This window comes from Agrobacterium cavarae (genome assembly GCF_004310285.1).
GTDB classification, from domain to species: domain Bacteria; phylum Pseudomonadota; class Alphaproteobacteria; order Rhizobiales; family Rhizobiaceae; genus Agrobacterium; species Agrobacterium cavarae.
The window spans coordinates 151242-175881 of sequence record NZ_SISF01000026.1 but is presented as its reverse complement, the minus strand read 5'-3'; the positions used below and the strand labels follow the sequence as shown (position 1 = coordinate 175881).

At 55.7% G+C, this 24640-nt stretch carries 24 protein-coding genes and 1 pseudogene; 7 read left to right on the top strand and 18 right to left on the bottom strand.

From position 1 onward, the window contains the following. From ligD to EYC79_RS07740, 3 genes and pseudogenes are all read right to left on the bottom strand, one after another. Positions 1–1904: DNA ligase D (gene ligD, locus EYC79_RS07750; RefSeq protein WP_130977585.1), on the bottom strand; the 1904-nt coding region annotated here is incomplete at its 3' end. Between the two features lie 537 nt (positions 1905–2441). Continuing rightward, positions 2442–2717 (bottom strand): hypothetical protein, encoded by a 276-nt coding sequence (locus tag EYC79_RS07745; protein ID WP_130977584.1) that lies wholly within the window; start codon positions 2715–2717, stop codon positions 2442–2444. Between the two features lie 428 nt (positions 2718–3145). Further along, a pseudogene (locus EYC79_RS07740) lies at positions 3146–3667 on the bottom strand (manganese catalase family protein); the annotation flags it as partial. Here EYC79_RS07740 and EYC79_RS23410 point away from each other — a divergent pair. Further along, a complete protein-coding gene (locus tag EYC79_RS23410; protein ID WP_162734138.1) occupies positions 3588–3920 on the top strand; it encodes a DUF2461 domain-containing protein in 333 nt (110 codons plus the stop codon). The pseudogene EYC79_RS07740 and the gene EYC79_RS23410 overlap by 80 nt on opposite strands. Before the next feature lie 157 nt (positions 3921–4077). On the opposite strand, the gene EYC79_RS07735 is transcribed toward EYC79_RS23410, so the two are convergent. From EYC79_RS07735 to EYC79_RS24030, 3 genes are all read right to left on the bottom strand, one after another. Then, positions 4078–4866: a COG3904 family protein gene (locus EYC79_RS07735; protein ID WP_113175548.1), complete on the bottom strand. Its 789-nt coding sequence runs from the start codon at positions 4864–4866 to the stop codon at positions 4078–4080. Continuing rightward, positions 4863–6182, bottom strand: coding sequence for a hypothetical protein (locus tag EYC79_RS07730; RefSeq protein ID WP_113175547.1), 1320 nt, complete (start codon positions 6180–6182; stop codon positions 4863–4865). Before EYC79_RS07730 ends, EYC79_RS07735 begins: the two co-directional genes overlap by 4 nt. Before the next feature lie 152 nt (positions 6183–6334). Beyond that, the gene (locus tag EYC79_RS24030; RefSeq protein WP_162734145.1) at positions 6335–6520 is read right to left on the bottom strand and encodes an alpha amylase C-terminal domain-containing protein; all 186 of its coding nucleotides are present in this window, start codon (positions 6518–6520) and stop codon (positions 6335–6337) included. On the opposite strand from EYC79_RS24030, the gene EYC79_RS07720 reads away from it, so the two are divergent. Next, entirely contained in the window at positions 6434–6880 is a 447-nt protein-coding gene (locus tag EYC79_RS07720) for a hypothetical protein (RefSeq protein WP_130977583.1), read from the top strand. The two genes, EYC79_RS24030 and EYC79_RS07720, sit on opposite strands and share 87 nt — an antisense overlap. Here EYC79_RS07720 and EYC79_RS07715 read toward each other — a convergent pair. Then, complete coding sequence (locus EYC79_RS07715; RefSeq protein WP_113175544.1) at positions 6874–7323, bottom strand: SMI1/KNR4 family protein; 450 nt, start codon at positions 7321–7323, stop codon at positions 6874–6876. The genes EYC79_RS07720 and EYC79_RS07715 overlap by 7 nt on opposite strands. A gap of 29 nt (positions 7324–7352) precedes the next feature. Here EYC79_RS07715 and EYC79_RS07710 point away from each other — a divergent pair. Beyond that, positions 7353–8119, top strand: a protein-coding gene (locus EYC79_RS07710) for an IS5-like element IS427 family transposase (RefSeq protein WP_113175543.1) whose coding sequence is annotated in 2 segments (ribosomal slippage) — positions 7353–7665 and positions 7665–8119 — 768 coding nt in all. Because the reading frame shifts where the segments join, the coding sequence is not laid out codon by codon here. Between the two features lie 421 nt (positions 8120–8540). Further along, complete coding sequence (locus tag EYC79_RS07705) at positions 8541–10799, top strand: methyl-accepting chemotaxis protein (RefSeq protein ID WP_113175542.1); 2259 nt, start codon at positions 8541–8543, stop codon at positions 10797–10799. 169 nt (positions 10800–10968) lie between these two features. Here EYC79_RS07705 and EYC79_RS07700 read toward each other — a convergent pair whose 3' ends face one another. Genes EYC79_RS07700 through EYC79_RS07690 form a run of 3 tightly spaced genes read right to left on the bottom strand, consistent with a single transcriptional unit; the run spans position 10969 to position 13273 of the window. Next, positions 10969–11676: an SDR family NAD(P)-dependent oxidoreductase gene (locus EYC79_RS07700; RefSeq protein ID WP_205654329.1), complete on the bottom strand. Its 708-nt coding sequence runs from the start codon at positions 11674–11676 to the stop codon at positions 10969–10971. Between the two features lie 14 nt (positions 11677–11690). Further along, positions 11691–12443 carry an SDR family NAD(P)-dependent oxidoreductase gene (locus EYC79_RS07695; RefSeq protein WP_113175540.1) on the bottom strand — a complete coding sequence of 251 codons (753 nt, stop codon included), beginning with the start codon at positions 12441–12443 and terminating at the stop codon, positions 11691–11693. Next, positions 12440–13273, bottom strand: a complete 834-nt coding sequence (locus tag EYC79_RS07690; RefSeq protein ID WP_113175581.1) for an SDR family NAD(P)-dependent oxidoreductase — start codon at positions 13271–13273, stop codon at positions 12440–12442. The genes EYC79_RS07695 and EYC79_RS07690 overlap by 4 nt, the downstream gene beginning before the upstream one ends. Positions 13274–13383: 110 nt before the next feature. Between EYC79_RS07690 and EYC79_RS07685 the strand changes: the two genes are divergently transcribed. After that, positions 13384–14301, top strand: a complete 918-nt coding sequence (locus EYC79_RS07685; protein WP_113175539.1) for a LysR family transcriptional regulator — start codon at positions 13384–13386, stop codon at positions 14299–14301. A gap of 650 nt (positions 14302–14951) precedes the next feature. Here the strand turns inward: EYC79_RS07685 and kdgD are convergent. The 8 genes from kdgD to EYC79_RS07645 form a co-directional block, all read right to left on the bottom strand. Continuing rightward, a complete protein-coding gene (gene kdgD / locus EYC79_RS07680; RefSeq protein ID WP_113175538.1) occupies positions 14952–15878 on the bottom strand; it encodes a 5-dehydro-4-deoxyglucarate dehydratase in 927 nt (308 codons plus the stop codon). A gap of 197 nt (positions 15879–16075) precedes the next feature. Continuing rightward, positions 16076–16873: a transporter substrate-binding domain-containing protein gene (locus EYC79_RS07675; protein ID WP_113175537.1), complete on the bottom strand. Its 798-nt coding sequence runs from the start codon at positions 16871–16873 to the stop codon at positions 16076–16078. A 59-nt stretch (positions 16874–16932) separates the two neighbouring features. Then, positions 16933–17661 (bottom strand): amino acid ABC transporter ATP-binding protein, encoded by a 729-nt coding sequence (locus EYC79_RS07670; RefSeq protein ID WP_113175536.1) that lies wholly within the window; start codon positions 17659–17661, stop codon positions 16933–16935. Continuing rightward, positions 17645–18298 (bottom strand): amino acid ABC transporter permease, encoded by a 654-nt coding sequence (locus EYC79_RS07665; protein WP_113175535.1) that lies wholly within the window; start codon positions 18296–18298, stop codon positions 17645–17647. Before EYC79_RS07665 ends, EYC79_RS07670 begins: the two co-directional genes overlap by 17 nt. 7 nt (positions 18299–18305) lie before the next feature. After that, a complete protein-coding gene (locus EYC79_RS07660) occupies positions 18306–18989 on the bottom strand; it encodes an amino acid ABC transporter permease (protein WP_113175534.1) in 684 nt (227 codons plus the stop codon). 39 nt (positions 18990–19028) lie between these two features. Further along, positions 19029–19784 (bottom strand): 2-dehydro-3-deoxy-D-gluconate 5-dehydrogenase KduD, encoded by a 756-nt coding sequence (gene kduD / locus EYC79_RS07655; RefSeq protein ID WP_113175533.1) that lies wholly within the window; start codon positions 19782–19784, stop codon positions 19029–19031. Positions 19785–19788: 4 nt separating this feature from the next. Further along, entirely contained in the window at positions 19789–20625 is an 837-nt protein-coding gene (kduI, locus tag EYC79_RS07650; RefSeq protein ID WP_113175532.1) for a 5-dehydro-4-deoxy-D-glucuronate isomerase, read from the bottom strand. After that, a complete protein-coding gene (locus tag EYC79_RS07645; protein ID WP_113175531.1) occupies positions 20622–21347 on the bottom strand; it encodes a GntR family transcriptional regulator in 726 nt (241 codons plus the stop codon). The genes kduI and EYC79_RS07645 overlap by 4 nt, the downstream gene beginning before the upstream one ends. 385 nt (positions 21348–21732) lie before the next feature. On the opposite strand from EYC79_RS07645, the gene EYC79_RS07640 reads away from it, so the two are divergent. Both EYC79_RS07640 and EYC79_RS07635 read left to right on the top strand, forming a co-directional pair. Continuing rightward, positions 21733–23382 (top strand): tannase/feruloyl esterase family alpha/beta hydrolase, encoded by a 1650-nt coding sequence (locus tag EYC79_RS07640; RefSeq protein ID WP_130977582.1) that lies wholly within the window; start codon positions 21733–21735, stop codon positions 23380–23382. A 49-nt stretch (positions 23383–23431) separates the two neighbouring features. Then, on the top strand, positions 23432–24553 hold the full coding sequence (locus tag EYC79_RS07635; RefSeq protein WP_113175530.1) for a serine hydrolase domain-containing protein: 1122 nt from the start codon (positions 23432–23434) through the stop codon (positions 24551–24553). Positions 24554–24640: the final 87 nt, after the last annotated feature.

Genomic DNA, 24640 nt, shown 5'->3' with positions numbered 1-24640 from the left:
GGGCGACCTTTGATGTGATCGATTATCCACCCTCCGACCGCTGCATGATACTGAGCAAGATCGACCTTCGTCACAGGCTTTTTGTCACCCGCGTCCGGCCAGAGCGCCTTGTCGGGGCTTGAGATCATCACACCCATGACCTCTTCCTTTGCTCCCTTACGAGAACGTCTGGCTGGCGGCTTTTCGGTCTCAGGGTCAGGGACATCCGCATCCGAGGTTGCTGCCGGCTCCTCGGCTTCTACTTCTGCGGCGGGCTTGTCTTCGCGCAAGCCCTTGAACGCACCCTGTCGGACCTGACCGTCCGCCGTCCATCCGGCGAACTCGATCTCGGCGACAAGCTCGGGCTTCAGCCAAACGATATCCTCCGACTTCTTTGGCGCTCCGATTCCGGTGAAAGGAGATTTGGAGGCTTCCATCTCATGAAGCTTCGGCAGAAGTTGCTGGACCGTCTTGGCGCCGTAGCCTGTCCCAACACGTCCGACATAGACGAAGTGCTTGCCGCTGAAGACGCCGACAAGCAGTGACCGGAATTTGCCATTGGTCTTAGCGTAGCCGCCGATGACCACTTCATGGCCGGCACGGCATTTGGATTTCGCCCATGTCTTCGTCCGGCCGGACACATAGGGAGCTTCCGCTTCCTTGGAAACAATCCCCTCGAGCGACAGGCGGCAGGCCGACTTGAGCACGGCGTCGCCACCGGTCTCGAAATGCTCCAGGAACCGAAGGCGCGGATCCTCGCCCGCGTCTGACAACAGGGTTTCCAAACGGGACTTGCGCTCCGTCAACGGAAGCTCCCTCAAATCCTTGTCGCGCTCAAACAACAGGTCGAATGCGAAATAGACGAGGTCGTCCGTTGTCCCTTCTGATAGTGCCGCCTGCAGGGCCGCAAAGTCCGGCGCGCCCTGCTCATCGAGCGCACAGATCTCGCCATCGATGATGCAGTCAGGTAGCGCCGACGCCGCCTCTGCAATCGCCGGCCACTTCGACGTCCAATCCAGTCCTTTGCGAGTCTTCAGCGTGACCTCGCCGCCAACGACGCGCATCTGGACCCGGTAGCCATCGAACTTGATCTCATGAATCCAGCCTTTGCCCGCCGGCGGGCGGGTCAAGCTCTCGCAGAGCTGCGGCGCGATGAAGGCTGGCATAGCCGATTTGGCACCTGAGGACTTGGGAGGCTTTGCTCTAGCCGTCTTAGCCTTGGCAGAGGTTTTCGTGCCAGCTTTGCGCTCCTCCGCCGCCAGGCCCTCGTTGCTGTCCCATACCGCGTCTGCCGTGACGGTTTCGCCCTGCGTCATGAAAGGCTCGGGCTTTTTGCCCTTGCCGGCGGCGATTGACTCCATGGTTCGGCCGGAGGCGACGGATGTCTGATTGTCCTCCAGTATGGCAGCACCATTCTCCTCGACAGCGTGCCCGTCGCGGTGTTTGATCAGCAGCCAGTTCGTGCGCTTGCCGCCGTCGCGGTCGTTGCGCATCCGCACCAGAACGAAGCTTCCATGGAGGCGTTCACCTTCCAACGTAAATTTGAAGTCGCCTTTGGCAAGCGCCTGCTCAGGCGTCCTGTTGCCCTCCGGTTCCCAGTAACCCCGATCCCATAGCAGTACAGTACCGCCACCGTACTGACCCTTCGGGATCGTTCCTTCGAAGTCGCCGTAGTCCAGAGGGTGATCCTCGACCTCGACGGCAAGCCGCTTGTCGCCGGGATCGAGAGACGGGCCTTTCGTCACCGCCCAGGACTTGAACACACCATCGAGCTCGATGCGGAGATCATAGTGCAGGCGGGTCGCATCATGCTTCTGGATGACGAAGCGGCGGCGGTTCGACGCCTTGACCTCGATCTCTCCGCTCGGCTCGCGCGTCTGCTTGAAGTCGCGTTTGGATCGGTACTTGGTCAGATTGTCTGTCAAGGCATCAACTCCATACTTAGCAACAATGGCGTAGCTTCCCCCAGCGCCAGAAGCATAAGACACTCATTTCTCGGACTCCCGAACGATTTTGATCACCGTTAGTTCTTGTCCAGTGATCTGGATGTGTTGATAATTTGGAGATCCGGAAGACGATTTTCAGATTGCCTTGGGAAAGACCTACGTGGGTGAGCGCCGCTTTCCCAACTGACTAGGAAGAGGCAATGCCACATAAAGGGGTCTCGCGTGTGGTCGGTACCGACGGGCCACGTACGCTTTAAAGGGAAACCTTGCCCGGCGGAGGTGACTGTCGAGGGAGCGCTTCTGGTGGCAGTCATTAGGTGCCCTCTCGCTATACCACTCCAGATGCACTGCGTCCCCATCCTCGAAGCGATTCCCGACGCCACAGAAATAGGGTCGATCTCCTGCGCGCTCGAGAGCACAAAAGCGCCGTTTCATTCGCTGCCGTCTTTCGGAAAGAAGTCGACTTTTTAAAGTACGGTTTCAACTTGGACAGTGAGGTGGAGGAGTTGCACCAGATCAGGAGAGCACTGTCGAGTTGGATGAGTGACCAGACCCACACACGTGTCCGCCGTCATCCAACTTGAACTGATCAAGAGCGACCTGACGAACCACGGGGAGGAGTTCCCTGACGGGATCAGTAAGATCAATTTCGGGGCTATTCATGATAATTTGGAGCGATCGCTCGACGATGCCACTCTTCGCCGACTCTACCAGAGTAAAACGCGCAGCAAGTTCAGCCACGACAGCTCGGATGGATACATCGGGAAAATAGTTGTGGTCAATGCTTGGCATGTGCCACCTCCTGTATAGCAGGCAAGAGCACGTATTAACCCCTAGCTAGCGCCGCCTACATGAAGCACAGTGATATGGCGATAGTGGACTAATCATACGCCGATCGGATAAATCCGCAACCGAGGGAAGCTTAAGTACGATACCGTACAATTAAAAGCGGCAGATTAGAGAGGTGCGATGTACTTTGATACGACCTTAAAACAAAAGCTCTTTTGAAAAGCAGAATGAAAAAATCTTCACGCCCTGGCGGAAGTTGCGAAGCTGCAGATGGGCCCGCCCATTTTGAACTAGCGGGGCGATAACTCGCCTTGCGACAAATTTTTGAGAGCACCCAAGGCAGGCTCGATTGCACGCTTTCACGAATTTTCCCTTGTCCAGACCATATTTAAAACGACTTGGCCGACCCGAAGGTCGGCCAGACAGTTGGGTTAGCCAATCTGTTCATTCTGCGCGCCGCTGTCCGGACGCGCTGGGCCCAGCACAGGCTCGTCCCCCATTGGCACATTTTGGAAAACGGAGAATTGCCCTTTCCCGTCGACGGATGGACCTTCGTTCCACCGCGCGGGAGGCGGAACTGAGCCATCCGATGCCGTGGCGAAGAAATCGTAGTTGTGCGTCTGGTGCTCCTTCTCTTGAGGAAAGCTGTTGGGAATAGGTAGTGCTCCCTCATTTCCCCCTAACTCCTCAATCACCGCAAGCCATTGTTGCTGGTGCATGGTGTCGCGCGCAATCATGAAGTGAAGCATATCCTTCATGCCGTCATCGTGTGCAGCGTTATAAAGTCGGGTGGCAAGCACGCGCCCGGTGCTCTCTGCGGCCACATTACAGTACATGTCCGCAGCAAGATTTCCGCTAGCGTAGATATGAGACATGTCGAAGGGCACACCCTCAGAATTACCCGGAAAAGCTGCCATTCCGGTTGAAAGAATGTGCCGGTGCAGCATCCCCTCAACCCCTTTATTCCGCACTTATTTTCCAAACGGGCTGAGCGATGGGCGCCATGCAAGCGGTAAAACTTATGTCAAAGATCATGACGCGCTCGACTTTTTCAATCTCAGAAACTTTGGGGCGTGTCGTGTCGTTTCACCCCAGATGCTTATGTCTGCGGATCTTTTAGGAGAAGCCGTAAAATCATTTGCTGCAGCCCGCGGCCTCGTCGACTACATAAATCGCGCCACGACAAAGCTTCCTGAGTTCGAATAATGGGTCACGCGTCCTAAGCGCCTGTGCGCCTGTGCGCCTAACGGATTTCTGCAAACTTCATTCACCGCGTCAATAGAATGCTGACTTAGGCCATCCCTTCGTGCTGAGGCCTCTTGCGTCTCCAATCCATGTATCACGCGAAGCGGTATAATAGAGGTCAGCCAGAATCGGCTCCAACAACCCCGGTCGCTTCGGTAGTCAGCCGGTATTTAGACATTTCGGCCGGCGTGAGATAATAGAGCTGGTTAGGTGCAGTCTCCAGCGCGTGGATCCACAAACCGGCGCCTATGCCCATCTCGTTTAGGTGTCGTGTTACCTGTGCGGTGATAGCCTGAGCACTGGACATCGCTTGCTCGGGTGATCCCCGGTCAATGCCGGCATTGAAAATCTGATGAACGCCCACCACGGCACCGTTCTCTGCCGATCGCGTCACACCACCAGCAAAAACAAGTGGGCAAGATGAAGCACAGAGAGCTCTTTTGCCGACCTTAGTCGCAATTGCTTTATCCCGAATGAGTTTGGCCATAGCTAGCGCATCATCGACCGAACCTCCAGGTGAGTCCAACGACACGATTTTGATGTACTCACCACGAGCCTCGATCTCTCGGGAAAAGCGTTCGGCTGCACCGGGATCGATTGTGCCCTCAACATGCAGCACTCCGCCTGGAACAAGATTAAAAGTCAGCGGCCTGCGGAGCACCTCCTCTGGGCTCGAGGGTTGGACTGGAGGAGCGCCGGGCACCCCTGGCGGACCTTTTGGCGGGAGGAACGTTGGCAACTCCGGCAATGGTTCAAGACTGGGTCGAGCCGCTTCTGCTTCGTTGATCTCCTTCACGTCAATCACCAAAAAAGTTGCCGCCGCCGCAAGAAGCAAATAGAAGACGCCGCGCATCAGTATGCCGTCGTCCAAGCTAATGATGGCCTTGAAAGCGGCGACTGGTCTCACGTGACCGGACCTTTGCGCGGCGACTTGTTAACGCCTATACTTGTGATCTTATGGCCGTCTTCATCTTCCTTGCTGTTTTCAGTTTCAGCAAGGACATCTTCCGTCACCCGAAGCTCTTTTGCTGACGTTGCTTCGGCCACAATTGCCTTCTGCATCGCAAGCGTTTGCATTAGTTCTGCCACGGTGACCCTTTCGGCGAACGGCATTGCCTCTTCTTCCCTGCGGATCGCGCCATTAACCACAGCGAGGATGAAAACCATGACGCCTGGTAGCAGATCGATAGAAATTGCCCCCGCCCATGCCGGAATGAAGTCGGAAGCGTAACGCAGAACGGCTTCCGCCGACGAGAGCGGCACGAAACGTCTCTCGGCGACCGGTGCGCGCGACAGAATTTCATCTGCGGCATCCGAAAGGACTTTCGATTGTGCCGCGACAGAGGTTCGGATCGTTTCCATTACGCGATCTTGACGGGTGACAAGGTCCTGTTCGCCACCGTCTGGGATCGGCGCAATGAAGCCGAGCGAGAGATCGTCAGCAGCGCGGCGAATTGAGGGAGCAATCGAAGTTTGCTGTAGCGATGTGATGACGCCGGTCAGAGCTACGGCTTCGGACGAGAATTTATCAGCCCGTGGCTCAACCACACCGGGTGCCGACACGAGCGCGCGCATGGTTTCAAGGCGCTTCTGGCCCTCTTCGAAAAGCCTTGTAACCTGCTCTCTGGACGCATTGATACCATTCTCCAACTCATTCATTTGCGAAGACATCTGCGACAAAAGCGAGACGACGCTGCCGGAACCAGTCGTGCCCGTCAGCGCCCCTGACTGTCGTTCGGATGCCGCAAGTTGGGCGAAACGCTCTTTGGCGCGTTGAATATCCGGCAAAAGACTCTGTGCTGCGAGTGCGTTCTGGTGCGCCTGATCGAGATCTCCGGTGTAGTCTTGAACAGTTTCCGCGAGATGCTGTTCGAGGGCAGCTGACCCCGCAAGCGCAGCGGCATTCAGCCAGCTCGACATTGCCAGGATCATCACGCAGCCAATCGCCATCACTGCTAACATAGCCGTGCGACTAGAACGGCTGGTCACGTGCGGGTAAAATCGCGCCATGTAAGACCAAAACGCGTAGATTCCCACTGAAACCGAGGTGGAGTAGATGATGGCTGCAAAAAAGACTGATGTAGGAGAGCCATCTAGAATACTGCGTACGCCTAGATACGTGTAGACGCCTGAAGCGAGCGCAAGAACAGCGAGAGCAAAACGAGTCATCGTTTCGACCGCCGCCAAGCTTTCGTGCAAGCGATGCGATTCGCCTAGCGCCATAAATCTTTCTCCGGAGAAGGGTTTCGGTTTCAATTCGAACTGAAATGTCGGCGAATTCAAGGCCTGAAACATCAAGCTCGGTGAAAGCACAATGATCGGTCTGAAGGCTCGGCTTGAGATTAGATGGTAGATCTTTGACAATTTGTCATCGATTACCGCGCATCTCGCCGATGTAACAACGTTATGGTGGAAAGGGGTGGGAGATATGCGTTGACACAAAAGGATTTTCCGTGGGCGGAGGCCTCTTGTGCTTGAAGATCGACCACGCGCGCGTCAGAGCCACTGTAGAGACCGACGTCGGTGTTAAGGATCGCATGCCAGGTGCCAGCAAAGGGCACTCCTATGCCATAGCTGTTCGCTCGACGGGAGTAAAGTTAGACACGACAAGCATCGTAAACCGGCGTTCGATGTCGTATCGCAACATCGCCACCACAGAGTTTTTCCGCGTCATCGACGACAGCCTACTCGAAACCCTCCGGCTGAAGATCCCCAAATTGAAGCGCTGGCTGATCGCGATAAACCCTATTCAAGTCCCTGACCAAGCGTTGGATGCCACTATGGCTGGGGAGATTGATCAAATCCCAATACACCGAGGAGTCGTGGTCCCGTTCGTTGATCTGACCTATCTTGCCACAGATCACATAGTGACCAGGCACGATCTAGGCGGTGAACCCATAAACTGGGTACCGGATTACTGATTGTCTCGACCGATCAAATCCAGCGCTACATCGAAGGATGGCGCTACCGGTCTGAGGCTTTCTTCCAGGTCCACGTTGAACATGTCGAAGGCGACGAGCGGATATGGCGCATTTTCCCGCAAGTCGAATGCCACGGCTTCGCCGCCACCGTTGCCGCCGATCACGAACAAACCCCGGAAAAACTCTCGGAAAGTCCCGTCCCGTTCAATCTGAGCAGCTTCCTCGGCGGGATAGAGTTGGAACCAAAGCGGTTGAACCGCTAGCGGTCCTTCACCGCCATTGCTGAAAGTCAGCAATGCGTAATAACTCTCAGGAAGATCGACCGGAGCCAGCGATTTGAGCGCGGCGATTGCGTCTGCGGAGGCTCCATCGACTTTATGCCATTCTCGATTTTGCAGCACGCGGCCTCCACTTTCGCTTTCCTGAATGATGACGGCTTCCATTACAGATCAAAAGCTGATTCAGCGCTAGCATGAGCCGATATGACCTGACCGATTTTGAATGGCGCGTGATTGAGCCACTTTTACCCAACAAGCCAAGAGGGGTGCCGCGCGTCGATGACCGTCGCGTGCTGAATGGAATCTTCTGGGTGCTACGATCCGGTGCGCCGTGGCGCGACCTGCCCGAACGCTATGGTCCGCGAACCACCTGCTACAACCGATTCATACGATGGCGGAAAGCAGGCGTCTGGGACCGAATGATGGGCGCCATCACTGCTGCCCATGATGGCGACATCCAGATGATCGACAGCACTTCCGTTCGCGCCCACCAACAGGCTGCGACGGCAAAAAGGGGGATCGAGATCATTGTCTCGGCCGTTCCCGAGGCGGGCTCACGACCAAAATCCACGCGGTCGTCGACGGGCAAGGTCTCCCGATCAGGCTGAGCCTAACCGCTGGGCAAAGCCACGACGGGCAAGCGGCTGACGGTTTGCTTGACCATGTGGGTGCCGGAACCATCGTGCTCGCTGACAAGGCCTATGATGCCGATCGCATCCGGGCGTCTCTCCGCGAGAAGGGGGCGTTCGCCAATATTCCGCCCAAGGCAAACCGTAGATCAAAACCGTACTTCAGCACATGGCTATATCGCGAACGGAACCTGATCGAGAGGTTCTTCTCCAAGCTGAAGCATTTCCGTCGGGTCGCTACCCGCTACGACAAGGTGGCGGGAAACTTCCTCGCCATGGTCCAGTTGGCGTCAATGCGCCTGTGGCTGCGGGCTTATGAGTCTACGGCCTAGTTCCCGAATAAAGAAAGCCGCAAGGGTAACGGATTAACTACGATCTGGTGACGCCGCGAGTTTGCCCTGGCACGTGATGGAGGCAGGACGTAGCATGATCGTAGTCATACTCGGCGCAGGTCTCATCCTGATTGACGCCAACTCGCGGCGAGATTGCCGCAAAAGATGGACGCTGGAGTCAAGACGTCTCCTCTAAAGTTGCCATCCGCGCGGAGACAGCTCCTGTTCTCGGTGACCGGTGATACCATCTACTGTGTTGAAGCGAATTTCTTCTCACTCGCCCCCTGCTTTTGAGCTTTTTCCAGTACAGAAGCGGACAGAGGAACAAAATTTATTCTCTAGTAAAGCGGTTTTTATGAAATATTGAGTATTTTTCAATGATGGTCCCCCGGGCACATGCACACGACCGGGGGTACTTTTTATGACTGCAGAAGCTGTACGAAAACCACTTTGGATAAAGATCACCGGCTACGGCTTCGCCGCAGTCCTTTTCGCGAGTGCCTCCATCGGCGGATTAGCTTGGTCCCGCCAAGCTGACATGAACAATAAAGCTCTGCAGAGCAAGGCAACGAGTGATCTCGACGTCATTCAGACAGACATGGCAGCCATTCAACGCTCCGCCTCAGCGCTAGCTTTGGCGTTCGCCGGCGAGCCTGACATGGCCGGATATATCAGTACGAATGATCGACAGCGACTTCTGGAAAAGTTTTCCGCTAACATCAAATCGGTAGCGCAAATTGGTGGGTTGCAGAACATTACAATCGCAGACGCTCAAGGCAATGTCGTCGCGCGAGCGCATGCGCCGGAGAAGTTCGGGGATAACTACTTGGGCCGCCGCAAGACTGTCGCATCAGCTATTTCAACCGGGAAGGTGGCGGCCGGCATCGAACCTGGGCGAACAGGCATCGGCATTTATGCAGCTGCGCCAGTCCTATTAAACGGTAAAGTCGTTGGCGTCGTTGACGTTGGCACGGAACTGTCGAACGCGTATTTTACGCCTCTGGCGGAAAGCCTGGGCGCAGAGATTTCCGTGAATGTGCTCGCCGAAGGAAAGCTGGTGAACCAGTCATCAACGGAGAACGGCAAGACGCTTTTGCCTTCAGAACAGATTCAGGCTGCCTTTGACGGCAAGCCTGTGCTTGAAACGACCATGATCGAAGGCCGCGACATGCTAATCAAAGCGGTACCCTTCAGCTCATTCACTGGAGAAACGATTGGCGTCTTCGAAATCGGTACCGACGCCACGACGATTACCGCTGAAGCCCGTACCGCCTTGTGGAGCATGCTCGGCCTCACTGTCCTCACTTCGATCATAGCCCTCACCGCCTTCTTTCTGTTCGCGAGGTCTCTCGGGAATGCCATCGGACGCCTGACCGGCACGATGTCTCGACTTGCTGCCGGGGACCTCTCCGCTAGCATCGATGGCGAGGACCGCCCTGACGAAATTGGTGCCATGGCGCGCGCCGTTGAAGTGTTCAAAAGCAATGCACTGAAGACAAAGGAACTGGAGCACCAAGCCGAAGCGCAGCGCAACATGACCGAGGAGCAGCGTCGTCAGAATGCCGAGGAAGAGCGCATTCGCGCTGAAGCTATGGCGGAGGCGACAAACGGTCTGGCCACCGGCCTGAAGCACCTCTCGTCAGGCGACCTCACCTTCCAGCTCGCCAGTCCATTCGCTGCCGATTTCGAAAGTCTCCGCGCCGACTTCAACGCTGCTGTTGAACAGCTGCGCTGTACCCTCGGATCGGTTTCGGAAGCGGCTCGCTCAATCGACAGCGGTTCCCGCGAAGTCAGCAACAGCGCTGACGATCTGTCGAAGCGCACGGAACAGCAGGCGGCGTCGCTGGAAGAGACAGCCGCGGCGCTTGATCAGATTACGGCCAATGTCACCAATTCGTCCAAACGGGCCGAAGAAGCTCGTATTGCAGCTATCCAGGCAAACGAAAGCGCTCGTCAGTCCGGTTCCGTTGTTGCTAATGCTGTAGACGCTATGGGACGCATCGAAGAGTCGTCGGGCCAGATCTCCAACATAATTGGAGTCATCGATGATATCGCGTTCCAGACCAATCTGCTCGCACTTAACGCCGGTGTCGAAGCGGCGCGCGCCGGTGAAGCTGGGAAAGGTTTTGCGGTCGTTGCACAGGAAGTGCGTGAATTGGCGCAACGTTCTGCCAAAGCTGCCAAGGAAATCAAGGATCTTATCGGAAAGTCTACCGGAGAAGTAAGCACAGGCGTCAAGCTCGTCAAGGACACTGGTGAAGCCCTTCGTTCCATCGAAGCCCATATTGTCACCATCAACCAGCATATGGAATCGATTGCCACCTCGTCACGTGAACAGTCCGTTGGTCTCGCTGAGGTCAACACCGCCGTCAATCAAATGGACCAAGTCACCCAGCAGAACGCTGCTATGGTTGAAGAAGCCAACGCCGCTGGCGCTACTCTTGCCACCGAAGCTGGTCGGTTGCGCGAATTGATCAGCCAATTCCAGCTCGGTCAAGCGAACGTATCAAGCGCGACCACAAAAAATCTCACGCTTGCCAATACCGCGCCGGTGATAGCGATTACGGCCCACGCAAAGTCTGTCGCTTCGCCAGTCCGCGGGATGGTTGGCAAGATCGCCAATGCTTTTACCAGACACGGCAATGCAGCTGTGGCGACTGATAGCTGGGAAGAGTTTTAATCGACTGGATGGTATGGAGAGGACGCAAACGGGGGCATTACGTCCGCGTTTGCACCAAACCTCTTGTGAATGCGCTTTTTACTGGAGCTAAACTTACCAACCTGCCGCAATCCTTATCTTAACGATCAGACTGACCAAGGCGTACGGGTGATTTTCTGGAGCCCGTAGCTCACCAATCAAGACGTTTGTCTTGATAATCAAGGTAGAGATTTTCGCCGGTGGCCATATGCTTTTCTACTACATCGGCAACGCCGCGAACGCTCGGTTCAATCCCGATGTCAGCTTTCACCGAGCCTCCCAAGGTACCCATCGCAGTACTTACCCAGCCAGGATGGATAGACAGGACCGTAAGTCCCCTTTCCTTATGCTCCGCATAAATACCGCGCGCCAGCATATTGGAAGCAACCTTGCTTGCCCGATAAAGTTCAAGCCCACCCTCGAGGTTGATGGCGATACTGCCACGATGAGAAGACATGAATGCCAAGGTGCCGCCCGGCATGACGAGGTAATTGAGAAGATGGCGGGCGAGCCTTACAGGCCCAAATGTGTTTGTCAGCATGATCTCGGCAAATTCCTGATCTGTTGCCTCCAGAACGCTCTGATGCTCGGCACCCCAAATTCCAGCGTTCATGAAGACGACATCAAAGCGACTATCTCCAAGAGAGTTGAGAAACGGCTTAATCTGGGCAGGGTCCGTCACATCTATAGGTGCAACAGCCAGACGATCAGGATTGGTCGTACCCACGCTATTTAGTTCATCAACATTGGCATCTGGCTGGGACGTGCCCATCACGTTCCATCCGCGTCTGAAAAATTGATGCGCGAGGCCTAGGCCTAAGCCGCGTTCAGCAGCCACGATCAGAATCGATTTTGTCATCTTGTTTCGCTTTCTCATAGAGCGGTGTAACCGCCATCGGCCATCACCAAGGCGCCCGTCATAAAGGTCGGTGCAGGCGACGCCAAAAATGCAATCACCTCCGCTATATCGATTGGTTGCGCTACCCTACCGATCGGGTGAGCATTGCCGTAAGCTGTCAGTGTGCTCCTACTGTTCTCGACGATTCCCTCAAGGATGTCCGTTTCAACCACACCGGACGACACAGCATTGGCGCGAATTCCGCGATCGCCGTATTCAACAGCGACAACCTTCGTCAACTGGGCAATAGCGCCCATGGATGCGCCATAGACTGATGTATCCTTCATGCCGACGGCAGACACGATGGACGCGACGTTAACGATGGCGCCGCCACCTCTGCCTAACATAGCCCTCACCGCCTCCCGCGAATGCAAGAAGTTGCCGCGCGCATTGATCGCCATGATGGCATCCCAGTCGGCAGTGCTCATGTCGATCAGAGGCTTGTTCATGGTGCGCCCGGCGTTGTTCACGAGGATGTCGATACTACCGAAGCGTTGCAGTGCAAGCCTGCTCGTACCAATAGCCGTAGCCTCCTGAGATATGTCGCCGCAGAATGTGGCGATGTCCTCTCCGCCAAGTTCATTCACAGATGGATTGAGATCGCTCGCAACCACACGTGCGCCCCTTGACCACAGCAGGTTCACCCTTTCCAGGCCTATCCCGCGTGCAGCGCCGGTCACGATGGCGACTCTGCCGGAAAGATCCCATCCACTGGGTATCGGCATCATCTTCCTTCCTCCGGGTAATCGGTGCTAAGTGTGATCGCCTCCCAACCATCGATTTCATCCACGACCTGATCGAGCTTCGCACGCATACGCCGCAGGGCATCGCTGCCCAGCAGAAGGTGCAAGGGATGATGTTCAGAGCGGACCATGGTTATGATCGCAGCGGCTGCTCGCTCCGGATCGCCCAGTTGACGTCCAGCCGCCGCTTCGAAGGCCACGCTGCTCTTTCCGATCGTTTCGCTATAGGCGGAGTGCGCTTCGTCGCTCTTGCGGATCGAATGGTTCGAAAGAAAATCCGTCCTGAATGCGCCAGGCGCAACCGCCGTCACCTTTATGCCGAGGGAGGCCACTTCCAACGATAGCGCCGCAGACAGGCCTTCCAGGGCTGCTTTCGCAGATGAATAGAGTGCTGATCCAGTGGAGGGTGCTCTACCTGCAATCGAGGTGATGTTGACGATGTGTCCTGAGCCTTGCGCACGCAGATACGGCAAGGCGGCCCGAATAATACGAAACGGGGCGAAAACGTCGACCGCGAAGAGCCGGTCAACTTCCGCATCGGTGGCACTTTCGAAGGCGCCAAGGAGACCGTATCCGGCGTTATTAACGATGACATCAATCTTACCGACAAGATGAAATGCATCTCTCACTACAGCTTCGGCAGAGGCACCATCTGCTAGGTCGACGTTAAGAATGTGAAGAGATTCCGTGTCGTGACCGAACGAAACGGTGCCGGAGCGAACTGTTCCTACGACAGTGTCGCCATGCGACAGTGCTGCCTTTGCTAGCGCCTCGCCTAGGCCCCGCGAGATACCTGTAATGAACCAAGTCGTCATCTTTTGCTCCTTTGTGTGAACGGCATAAAGATGGCGCATGGACTCGAACTTTATAATGCGATAAATTTTTACTGAAGTTATTAGCTCAATTAAACAATGCGCGCACCCAGATGGACACTCTCTTAAACAGTCAGGACTACAATCAACTTCGTGCTTTCATCGTAGTGGCGGAACAACTGAGTTTCAGTCGAGCAGCCCATCAGCTTGGCGTTTCACCATCTGCGCTCAGCCAGATGGTCGGAAACCTCGAAGATCAACTGGGCATGCGGTTGCTTCATCGCACCACCCGCAATGTGTCGCTTACTGAAGTCGGCGAAACTTTGTTTCAGCGGGCGCGGATCGCAGCGCTCGACATGGGCGGCGCGATGTCACAGATCAAGCAGTCCAGAGAACAACCCACCGGAACGGTTCGGGTGCACACGTTCCGGTCCGCGGCACGAAAGTACATCCATCCGATCCTAGAAAACTTTACTAGGCAGTACCCGGAGATCGTGCTCGATATCACGCTTGACGATGAGGTCGTTGACATTGTCGCCGCTCGCTACGACGTCGCCCTCAGGATCGGGGAGGTGATCGAGAAGGATATGGTTGCGGTCCGCCTAGGACCTGAGCTTCGGCAGATTGCTGTTGCAACGCCGGAGTACCTTCAGCGTCACGGACAGCCAGTCCACCCACGAGACCTTGTCAATCACCGCTGCATCCGATGGCGCTGGCCCGGTCGATCGATGCCCTACGCCTGGGAATTTTTCGAGAACGACGCCTGGTTCAGTGTTACCGTCGGCGGTCCACTGATCTTCAGCGACAAAGAGAGCGCGCTCACCGCTACACTTAAGGGGATTGGCATTGGTTTCCCAATTGAAGACACCATCACGGAACATCTCAACTCGGGTCGGTTGATCCCCCTTTTGGAGACTTGGTCGGCGCCATTTCCAGGCCTCTTCATCTGCTACCCCGGGCAGCGTCAGATGGCTCCCGCCCTGCGAGCGTTTATCGATGCGTTGCGAGCTGGCGCTTGCATGTCAAAGTAAAGTTTGACCTAAACCGGTCTTCGTTGAGCGATTCCCGCCATTTCTTTGATTACCTCTTTACGGTGGTATTATCCGGTCACCTGTGCAGTGGAAAGATGGCCTGAGGAACCGCAGCCCATTATGAGTTGTTGAACCAAATGAAACCTGGACCGGTGCTTCACCGCGATTAACGGAACATTCTTGCTGTTCACCTCCATTGTAACAATATTAATGCCCGTCGTAGACATGTCTCGCAGGATGAAAGGCCTCAGCCGATCGCAAAGTCAGTCCACCACCTTTATTGCAAACTCCCCGTCTTACCCGGTCACGAGCCTGAACTCAGTATAGCTATCAGCCGCATCGACGAGGTCACCTGAGGGGCCGAACGTTGCTGGACTCGCTGGGCGCGGCCACTGATTACTTATGCTGAGCTGCCGCCCGGCTCAAAGTTGCAAAATAACTGGCTTGGCGCGCAGCGGGTAGCGGGTAGCGACGGCGCGCTCCTAGTCATCACCTGACCAGCACCAACAACGTCGTACGGACGTGATCACTTCAACTCGGATGCTCCGCCTTACTACCTGGACTAGCAGGAAGCACCCGATCGTGACGGGGGGCTTGTTCACCGCGATCTTTGCCTAACAGGCAACTGCTGTCGGAACTCCCTCAAACAGTTAGCTGGCGGGCGATCTATCAACTACCTCGATTTGTTCGACGATTTTTGCAAGAACCGACAGTTCCTCAGCGTTTAAATCTGTGAGGGGCGGCCGTACTGAACCGGGATCTCGACCAACGACCTTCAGCCCCGCCTTAATTATCGAGACGGCATAGCCACGCTTCTTGTTCCGCACGGCGACGAAGGGAAAAAAGAAGTCGTTCAATATTGCCTGGCTGGTCGCCCGGTCGCCGGACCGTAGCGCCTTGTAGAACCGCTGGGCAAGGACCGGGACGAAATTGAATATGGCTGACGAATAGGTAGTGACACCCGCTGCGAAATATCCCTGGGCGTAGACCTCATGGGTCGGCATGCCCCCCACATAAACGAGCCGGTCCTGAAGCTTCGTTGTGATCTCGATCACCTTATCGACGTCGCCCACACCATCTTTAAAGCCGATCAGGTTGGGGCACTCGTCACACAAGCGCGAAAGGCTATCTGCCGTTAGAATACAGTTATCACGATTGTAGACGATCACACCAATGCCGACTGCGTTGCAGATCGCTTTTACATGAGCAATCAGCCCACCTTGCTCGGCAAACATGAGATAAGGAGGCAGCAGAAGCAAGCCGTCAGCACCAGCCTTCTCCGCTGACTTGGCTATCTCGATTGCAAGCGCGGTGCCGTAGCCGGTTCCAGATATGATCGGTGTGGCACCGGCGACAGCCTTTGCAGCCTTCACCACCATTGGCACCTCGCTCGGTGCCAGAGAAAAGAACTCCCCCGTTCCGCCAGCCGCGAACAGCGCGGCCGCATCGAAATTTGCGAGCCACTCGAAGTGGCGACGATAGCCGTCCTCGTTAAAACTGAGATCGGCGTTGAAATGCGTCACAGGGAAGGAAAGAAGGCCACTGCCCACAGCCTGTTTCAGTTGGTTCAGATGCATATCTAATCCTACGGTAGAATTGTTTGAGACAGAAAAGGTGTCTTCGATGAACTGGTATGGCGTGGCACAGCTACGTCAGTTGGCGTTGAGCATAGTGCCTTGCTGCGCGAAGCTCGTGACAAACAGGCTGTTTTGCTGTTCAAGCTTAGCGGCCCCGGAATTCGCTGGAGCCAAGGCCCCAGCGAATTTAGGTTTCTTCACTGACGCGAGACCAGGTCATCCGGCAGTTCAGCATTGTGGTACTTTTTGTAGATATCGCGCAGCACCTTGTTGTCGAAATTGGTCTTGACCCATTCATCGAGCCAGCCTTTGAGAGCCGTTTCGCCCTTGGGGATACCAATGCCGAGATTGGTTTCCCTCTGGGTGAACTTAATCTGCAGTGGATTTGCGGTCATTTTCTTGTTGATGCCGTTGATGACGGCTGACTGGCTGGAAAGGATATTGACCTGTCCCGAGACGACAGATGTGATCAAGGTAGCGTCATCCTCGAAGCGGACAATATCGGCCCCTTTGGCCTTGGCGGTAATATCCTGATCATTGGTGGTCGCGCGTGTCACGCCGACGCGCTTGCCTTCGAGATCGGCGTAGTCTTTTATCGCCACGTCAGCCGGCCCGGCAACGACGAGAGCCAGCGTTGCATAGGGAACCGAGTAATCGATTGCCTTCTTGCGTTCTTCCGTGATGCCAAGTGAAGAAACAACCATATCCGCCTTACCGGTCTGTACCGACGGCACTCGCGCTGCATTCGTGATTTCCACGAGCTCGAGCTCGACTCCAAGGTCTTTTGCGATCAACTTTGCCGTCGCAACGTCCGAGCCGTCCGGCTTCAGGTTCTCATCGACAAATGAATATTCAGGAATGCCCATGGCCACGGCAATGCGGACCTTCCCAGCCTTTTTGATGTTGTCCAGCGCGTCGGCGTTGGCCAAAGATGCCAAGGTCAGCAGGCTTGCTCCGGCGACGATCAGCATTTTCGAAATCGTTCTTGTCGGCATATGAGACTCCTCTCTCGTGTTTCCGACCCTGCGGTTCTACGCAGGTACTCCTCCTCAGCTCACAGCTCCTCTGCCATGAACTCCTTCAGTTCGGGGGTCTGCGGGTTGGAAAGGATATCTGCCCCTCCAGTCTCGCAGACTTTACCGGTATGCATGTAGATGACACGATTGGCGGCGCGCTTGGCGAAACCCATCTCGTGCGTGACGACAATCATAGTCATTCCGCCGCGGGCTAGATCCTCCATGACCCGCAGCACTTCGCCAGTCAGCTTCGGATCAAGCGCCGATGTCACCTCGTCAAAAAGCATCACTTTCGGCTGCATGGCGAGCGAGCGCGCGATTGCCACGCGCTGCTGCTGTCCACCGGAAAGCTGCTCTGGATAGTTGTCGATCTTTTCCGACAGCCCGACTTTCGCGAGAGCCTCCTTCGCTATCTCGTGTGAGTCGACCTTGCGGATACCCTTCACCCGTCGCAGCGCCAGCATGATATTTTCCGCGACGGTCATGTGCGGGAAGAGATTGTAGCTCTGAAAGACCATGCCAATATCTCGGCGCAGCGCGCGGAGATCGAGCTTCGGATCCTCGACGTGGTGCCCGCAGACCTCGATCGCGCCACCCTGAATCGTCTCTAGCCGGTTGATGCAACGCAACGCCGTGCTTTTGCCCGATCCGGACTGGCCGATGAGCGCCACGACCTCGCCCGTATTGATCTCGAAGGTCACACCCTTCAGCACCTCGAGTGCTCCGAAACGCTTGACGACATTCGTAAGTTTAACGGCGGCCGGCATTGAGTTTCCTCTCGAGCGAGCGGCTCCAGACCGACAGTGGATAGCAGACGCAGAAATAGAAGAGGGCTGCGATGCCGAAGACCAGGAACGGTTGGAACAATGAGTTATTGATGACCTGCGCCGCGCGAGTCAGCTCAAGGAAACCGACAACGGAGGCGAGCGAAGTGTTTTTGACGAGTTGGACGAGAAAACCCACCGTCGGCGGCGTGGCGATCTTGAGTGCTTGCGGCAGGATGACGTCGCGCAATGCCTGCCATCTGCTGAGCCCCAAACACTCGGCGGCTTCGAACTGCGTCTTGGCGATCGACTCCACTGCACCACGCCAGATTTCGCCCAGATACGAGCTCGAATAGACCATCATGCCAAGACCAGCCGCAGCAAGGGGTGGCACCGAAATGCCAAACACGCCGAGGCCGAAATAGAGCAGAAACATCTGGATCAAGAGGGGCGTACCCTGGACGATCTGGATATAGACGAGGGCTGTGCGCCGTAACCAGCGAAAGCGCGAGATGCGGGCCAGCATCACGAAGAAACCGGCGACGCCACCCAGTAGGAAGGCGAGCGCCGAGAGGACGATCGTCCACATCAGACCGTTTAACAGGTAGGAAAGGTGATTGGTTGAAAAGGCTCCGAGCATAGTCATCTCACACCCCCAGCCCGAGCCGTCTACGGCGCGGGAATGCGATAAGCCCGAGTAGGAAGAAGGCAACGCGCATTAGATAGGTGATAGCGATGTAGATCAGTGCAACGACGAAGTAGGTTTCCAAGGACCGGAATGTGTTCGACTGGATGTTGTTGGCGATGCCCGTCAACTCCTCCGCGGAGATCTGTGAACAAATCGACGTGGACAGCATCATCAGGATGAACTGACTTGAAAGAGACGGATAGACACGCTCGATCGCCGGCAGAAGGATGATGTCCCGGTAGATTTGAAATTTCGATAGACCAAGCGCCTCCGCAGCCTCAATCTGGCTTGGATGGATGGAATCCATGCCAGCGCGAACGATCTCAGCCGTGTAAGCGCCGACATTGATGACCATCGCAAATACCGAGGCTGCGAGGATCGGCAGGCGAAAGCCGATCGACGAGAGGCCGAAGAAGATGAAGAATATCTGCACGATGAACGGCGTGTTTCGGACCGTCTCGATATAGACGCTGACGATGCTTCGTAAGATGGCGGAGTCCGAGCGGCGACCGATGGCGCAAGCGACGCCGATGCCCATGCCGATGATCACCGAGAACAGGGTGATCTCGACTGTCATCAGAGCGCCGGAGAGAAAATCCCGCCAGTAGGGCAAGAGCGCCCCGAAATCGAATTGATACTGCATAACTCCTCCGTGCGCAGCGCGTCGCGCAGCGCCAATGCATTATCGTGCGAGCCAGCCACCATCGACTGGGATGACGGTGCCGTGGACATAGTCGGATGCCGCCGATGCGAGGAACACGGCGGCACCGCCAAGCTCAGAGGGCTTTCCCCAGCGTCCGGCAGGAATACGCGCCAGGATCGCTGCATTTCGGTCGGGGTCTTCGCGCAGCGCTGTCGTGTTGTTGGTCGAGAAATACCCAGGGGCGATCGCGTTGACGTTGACGCCCCTGCCGGCCCATTCACAGGCAAACAACCGTGTGATACCGGCAAGGCCGCTCTTCGAAGCAGTATACGATGGGATGCGGATGCCTCCCTGAAACGACAGCAGCGAGGCGATGTTGATGATCTTGCCGCTTCCCATTTCCAGCATGCGGCGGCCAGCCGCCTGCGACAGAAAGAAGGCTGTCTTCAGATTGGTGTTGAGAACCGCGTCCCAATCCTCCTCGGTAAAATTGATCGCATCCGCACGCCGGATGATCCCGGCATTGTTGACAAGGATATCGAGAGAACCGAAGACCGAGATGGTCTCCGCAACGATATCCTGGACCGGAGCGATTGTGCCGAGATCCGCCTTGATCGCGTGAAAGCGCACCCCTTTCTTTGTCACAAGCGCTTCGGTTTCTTCCATCGAAGAGCGTCCGACGCCAACAATCGATGCGCCTGCTTGCGCCAGCGCAATAGCGATGCCCTGGCCGATGCCAGTATTGGCGCCGGTGACAATGGCGGTGCGGCCTGAGAGATCGAAGGGATGAGCCATCTTTCTACCTCAAATCCGCAACGGCAACATGGTCCATATCGGTGAAGCTCTTGTTGTCACCGGCCATCGCCCAGATGAAACTGTAATTTTTGGTGCCTGCCCCTGAATGGATCGACCAGGGCGGGGAAATGATTGCCTGTTCGCTCGCGACAAGCATGTGGCGCGTTTGCTGCGGCTCACCCATAAAATGGAAAACTCGCTGATCGGCATCCAGATCGAAATAGAGATAAGCCTCCATGCGCCGGTCGTGGGTATGAGCCGGCATAGTATTCCAGACGCTGCCCGTATCGATCATGGTGAAGCCCATGGTCAACTGGCAGGATTGGCAAACATCTGGATGGATAAACTGGTAGATTGAGCGCTTGTTGGCAGTCGCAGCTTCTCCAGGCGTCAGATGGCGAGCCTTGTCACGCGTCAGAAGCACGGTTGGATAAGCCCCGTGCGCGGGAGTGGAGACGAGATAGAACTTCGCGGGCCTTTCGGCATCGACGCTTTCGAACCGCACGTCTTTTGCGCCTTTTCCAATATATAGGCAGTCGTACTTCGCAAGATCATGAATCTTGCCGTCGACGACGACACGGCCAGGACCGCCCACATTCAGGGCGCCAAGCTCACGTTGGGCAAGGAAGAAGTCTTGACCAACCTCCTTGGGAGAGGAAAGAAAAAGGCCTTGATCGAGCGGCATAGCTCCCCCGATGACCATGCGGTCGTAGTGGGAGTAAGTGAGGCAGATTTCACCGCCCGCGAACACCGTCTCGACCAGAAAGTGGCGCCGCAGCGTTTCGGTATCGTAACTGCGGACGGCGTCGGGGTGGGAAGCGTGACGAACATCGATCTTCATGGCTTTTTTTCCTTCTGCTCGATGGATGGCGAGGGGGATTTCGCATCCTCGATAAAATAGTCCGGATCCCAGATTTCGGCTTTCTCGACTTCGACAAGCAGCTTGCCCAAGTGAAACCCCATCGCGGCAGCGGCCCCGGCTTTATCGCCGGTTTTCATGCAATCGATCACAGCAGCGTGCTCTTCGATAACTCGCGTCAAGCGCCCTTCCTGCGGCAGCGTCAGCAGGCGATACCTGTCCGAGTGGACCTTCACCTGCTGGATGATCTCCCAGATGCCCGGAAAACCCGCGATAGTGCTGATCAGCTTGTGAAAAGCGTTATCAGCGACATGAAAAGCCGCGACATCGCCATCTGACACACAGACGCGAAGGTTAGCTAGATTGCTCTCCAACGAGCGGATTCCAGCCAGAGTGATCTTTTCAACGGCAATCGAAACGGTCGTATCCTCGAGCGCCTTGCGCACCAGGATCGCCTCGTACAGCGCCCGGCGCGGAATACGCGAAACAAATGTGCCAGATTGAGGAAAGACATCGACCAGCCCTTCGTCCGAAAGGCGCAGGATTGCTTCGCGGATTGGTGTGCGGCTGACGCCGAACTGCGCCTGCAGTTCTTTTTCGTTGAGAAGGTCCATCGGCTTGCGGCGCAATGAAATAATGTCGTCACGCAGTGCGTTATAGACAAGCGTCGCGGCGCGTGGGGCGGCAGCGCGCTGATAAGACATTGGCGTCACGCCGCTGAGCGAGCGCCTCTTACTGCCGGGATCACTCACCACGAACTACTCCTCCCGCTGGCAAAAATACGCTCGTGCGCACTTCCCATCAGTCGCCACCTCCCGTCGGCTTGGAGAAGTAGTATATTAGTATTCAAGGCTACGCAAGTAGTCTGGTTCTTTGGCTGGCTTTTGTGCGTAAGCCACCTCGATTGAGTTTCACATTCGCGCGGCCTAAGAACTAGCGAGTTAATGGCGTTACAAATGCCTGTGACCTTGATGCACAAAACGCAATAATAGACCGATTATTTGCATTTAACACACGAGATCAAATTCAGTTAAGTCTGAGACAGGAGTGCTGTCGGCGATTCAAGTAGCTGACGGCTTGGAGGAAACCATGACATCCGTATTTGTAGCAACATCACTTATTGTGATGACGATCTCACTTGCCTGTGTGCCAGTAACATCTGCTTTCGCCGAGCCGCAGGATGCGACTGACCTGTGTTCGGCGATAGCCGCATCATCCATCCCCGCGTCAAGAATAAGCCTCCCAACTACGGGCGCGAAGGTACAATCGGCAACCCTAATCGGCGGGTCTGATCCAGCCAATCAAAAGGGGGAATATTGCAAAGTCATTGGGCAAATAAAGCCTGTCGATCCGAAGGCCCCGGACATCACTTGGCAGGTCAACTTGCCGAGCGCATGGAACGGTAAGCTGTTGCAATATGGTGGGGGTGGCTATAACGGCAGCATTCCCCCCACTACGGACAAAACAACTCTAGGACTAGATGTCGTACCGACACCGCTGGAGCAAGGATACGTCACCTTCGGCAGCGATTCCGGCCATCAAGCTCCGAACGCGGACGACGCCTCTTTCGCAAAAAATGATGAGGCGATGCTGAATTACGGCTACATGCACATCAAGAAGGCGCTCGATGTGGCGAAGGTTCTCGTTGCTGCGCGATATGAGAAGCCTGTTACCCACGTCTATTTTCAGGGCGGCTCGACAGGTGGACGCGAAGGGTTGACGGCAGCCTCGCGCTGGCCGGAATCCTACGACGGCATTTTGACGAATTACCCAACGGCAAACTTTGTGGGACTTCGTCTGTGGGGAGCCGGTCTAGCGCGGGCCGTTTATGACCACAAATCCGCAGGCTGGATCCCGCCGAAGCTCGTTGAGAGAATTTCCAAAGAAGCTCTGAAAACTTGTGACGGCCTTGATGGCGTCGAAGATGGCCTTGTGAGCAACATGCAGCAGTGCCGTGCTCAATCCGCAGCGCTGGTTCAAAGCCTGGTCTGCAATGCAGACGTGACCGGAAACCCTGACGATTGTCTGACGAAAGCACAGATCGAGCAAACTCTGAAGATTTACCATGAAGGATATTCACTGCCTTATCAGCTGGCGAACGGCATAGACACCTATCCAGGCTATAACAGCCTTGAGGGCATCATGATGCAACTCGGCTCAGAGCCTCAGATGCGCACACCTCCCGTTTCGGGGCCTAACGCGCATCACTCAAGCCGCTCCTTCGAATTCCTTCAGAACTTCGTCCAGCGCGATCAACCTCTCGATCTGCTTTCATTCGATATCCGCGAGCCGGGAAAGCTCAAGGATCGGATCGTTGAGCTTTCCGATGTAATCGGTGCGACGAGGACGGACTGGTCTACCTTCAGCCATCGCGGCGGCAAGATCATCTGGCTTCAGGGCAATGACGACCCGAGTGTCAGCCCGCTGGGCAATGCTAAATTGTTCGAATCCATAGTTGCGAAGATGGGCGCTGATAAGGTCAAAAATTTCATGCGCTTCTACCTCGTACCCGGCCTGGCGCATGGCGGCGGTCGTTTCTCTCCGACTTGGGATAACCTCGCTGCGCTCGATAATTGGGTTGAACACGGTGTCCCCCCCTCCGATCCGGTCGTCGTCGACGCGACGAAATCGTCGACCAAGGGCCGTAGCAGACCGCTGTGCGAATATCCGAGCTGGCCAAAATATAAAGGCGATGGCGACGTCGCAATCGCTTCCAGCTTCAACTGCGCCAATGATTGACTCTAACGACGGTCAACATAGTCATCTTAAATTTTTTGGGAGGAATAGAATGACAACAGGTCCCACTCTATCAAGACGTTCCGTTCTCGCAGCATCCGCAGCATCGACATTCGCCGCTGTCAGCCTTGTCGGAAAAACCGTATCCGCGGCAGACACGACACCTTGCGTCGCGACCGGGAAGCCATGGAAAACCGCAGGCGATGTGGCAGCCGCAGGCTGGTCTTTGGCAAAATTGGAGGAGATGGAGGCAAAGCTTTACCCATTGGCCACCACGTCTATGATGGTAGTACAGGGCGGAGAGATCGTTTATCGCTACGGCAATATGTCGGATGTGAGTTACCTGGCTTCGGCGCGAAAAAGCATATTGTCCATGCTGTTCGGGCGCTATGTCGCGGAAGGAAAAATCGATCTTGATATGACGATCGGCGAGATCGGCATTGATGAGGACGACGGACTTCTGCCGCTGGAAAAGACAGCCAAGGTCAAGGATCTGCTGACATCGAGTTCTGGCGTTTATCATGCAGCAGGTAGCCCAGGCGGTAACGAAAACACACCGGAACGCGGCAAGACAAAACCCGGCTCGGTTTTCCTTTACAACAACTGGGACTTCAACGTCCTTGGTGCCATTTTCGAGAAGCGTACCGGAAAAACCGTGTTCGAGGCGCTGAAAGAGGATTTGGCAGACCCGTTGGGTTTCGAAGATTTCGACATCAACCGTCAGCGGATGATGGGTTACGAAAATCAGTCGCGCTATCTCGCCTATCATCTTTTCCTCTCAGCGCGTGACATGGCGCGCCTTGGGCAATTGATGCTACAGGGCGGAAAGTGGGGAGGTAAAACCATCGTGCCCGCACGCTGGATTGCCGAGAGCACGGAAATGCGGTTCACGCCAGAGCAGACCAAAAGCAAGGAAGGTCTCGGATATGGCTATCTGTGGTGGATACCCACATCCAGCGACCCCGCGTTCAAAGGCGCCTATTTGATGAACGGCAATTTCGGACAGTTCGTTCTGTGCCTTCCGGCCATCGATACTGTCATCGTTCATCGCCGTGCGGTAACCGATGAGTTTGCTATCGCCAGAAATCAGGGCAAGACCACCTACGAACCGACAAAGGTTTCAGCCGGCGATTTTCTGAAAATTGCCGAAGCAGTCGTAGCTGCGAGAACCTGACAAGTATCCGGCACCTGGAGTTCTCCTCCAAGTGCCGGTTCGACATGCAGAACGCGTGCCGTTATGATCACCGGAGAGTGTCGAGAA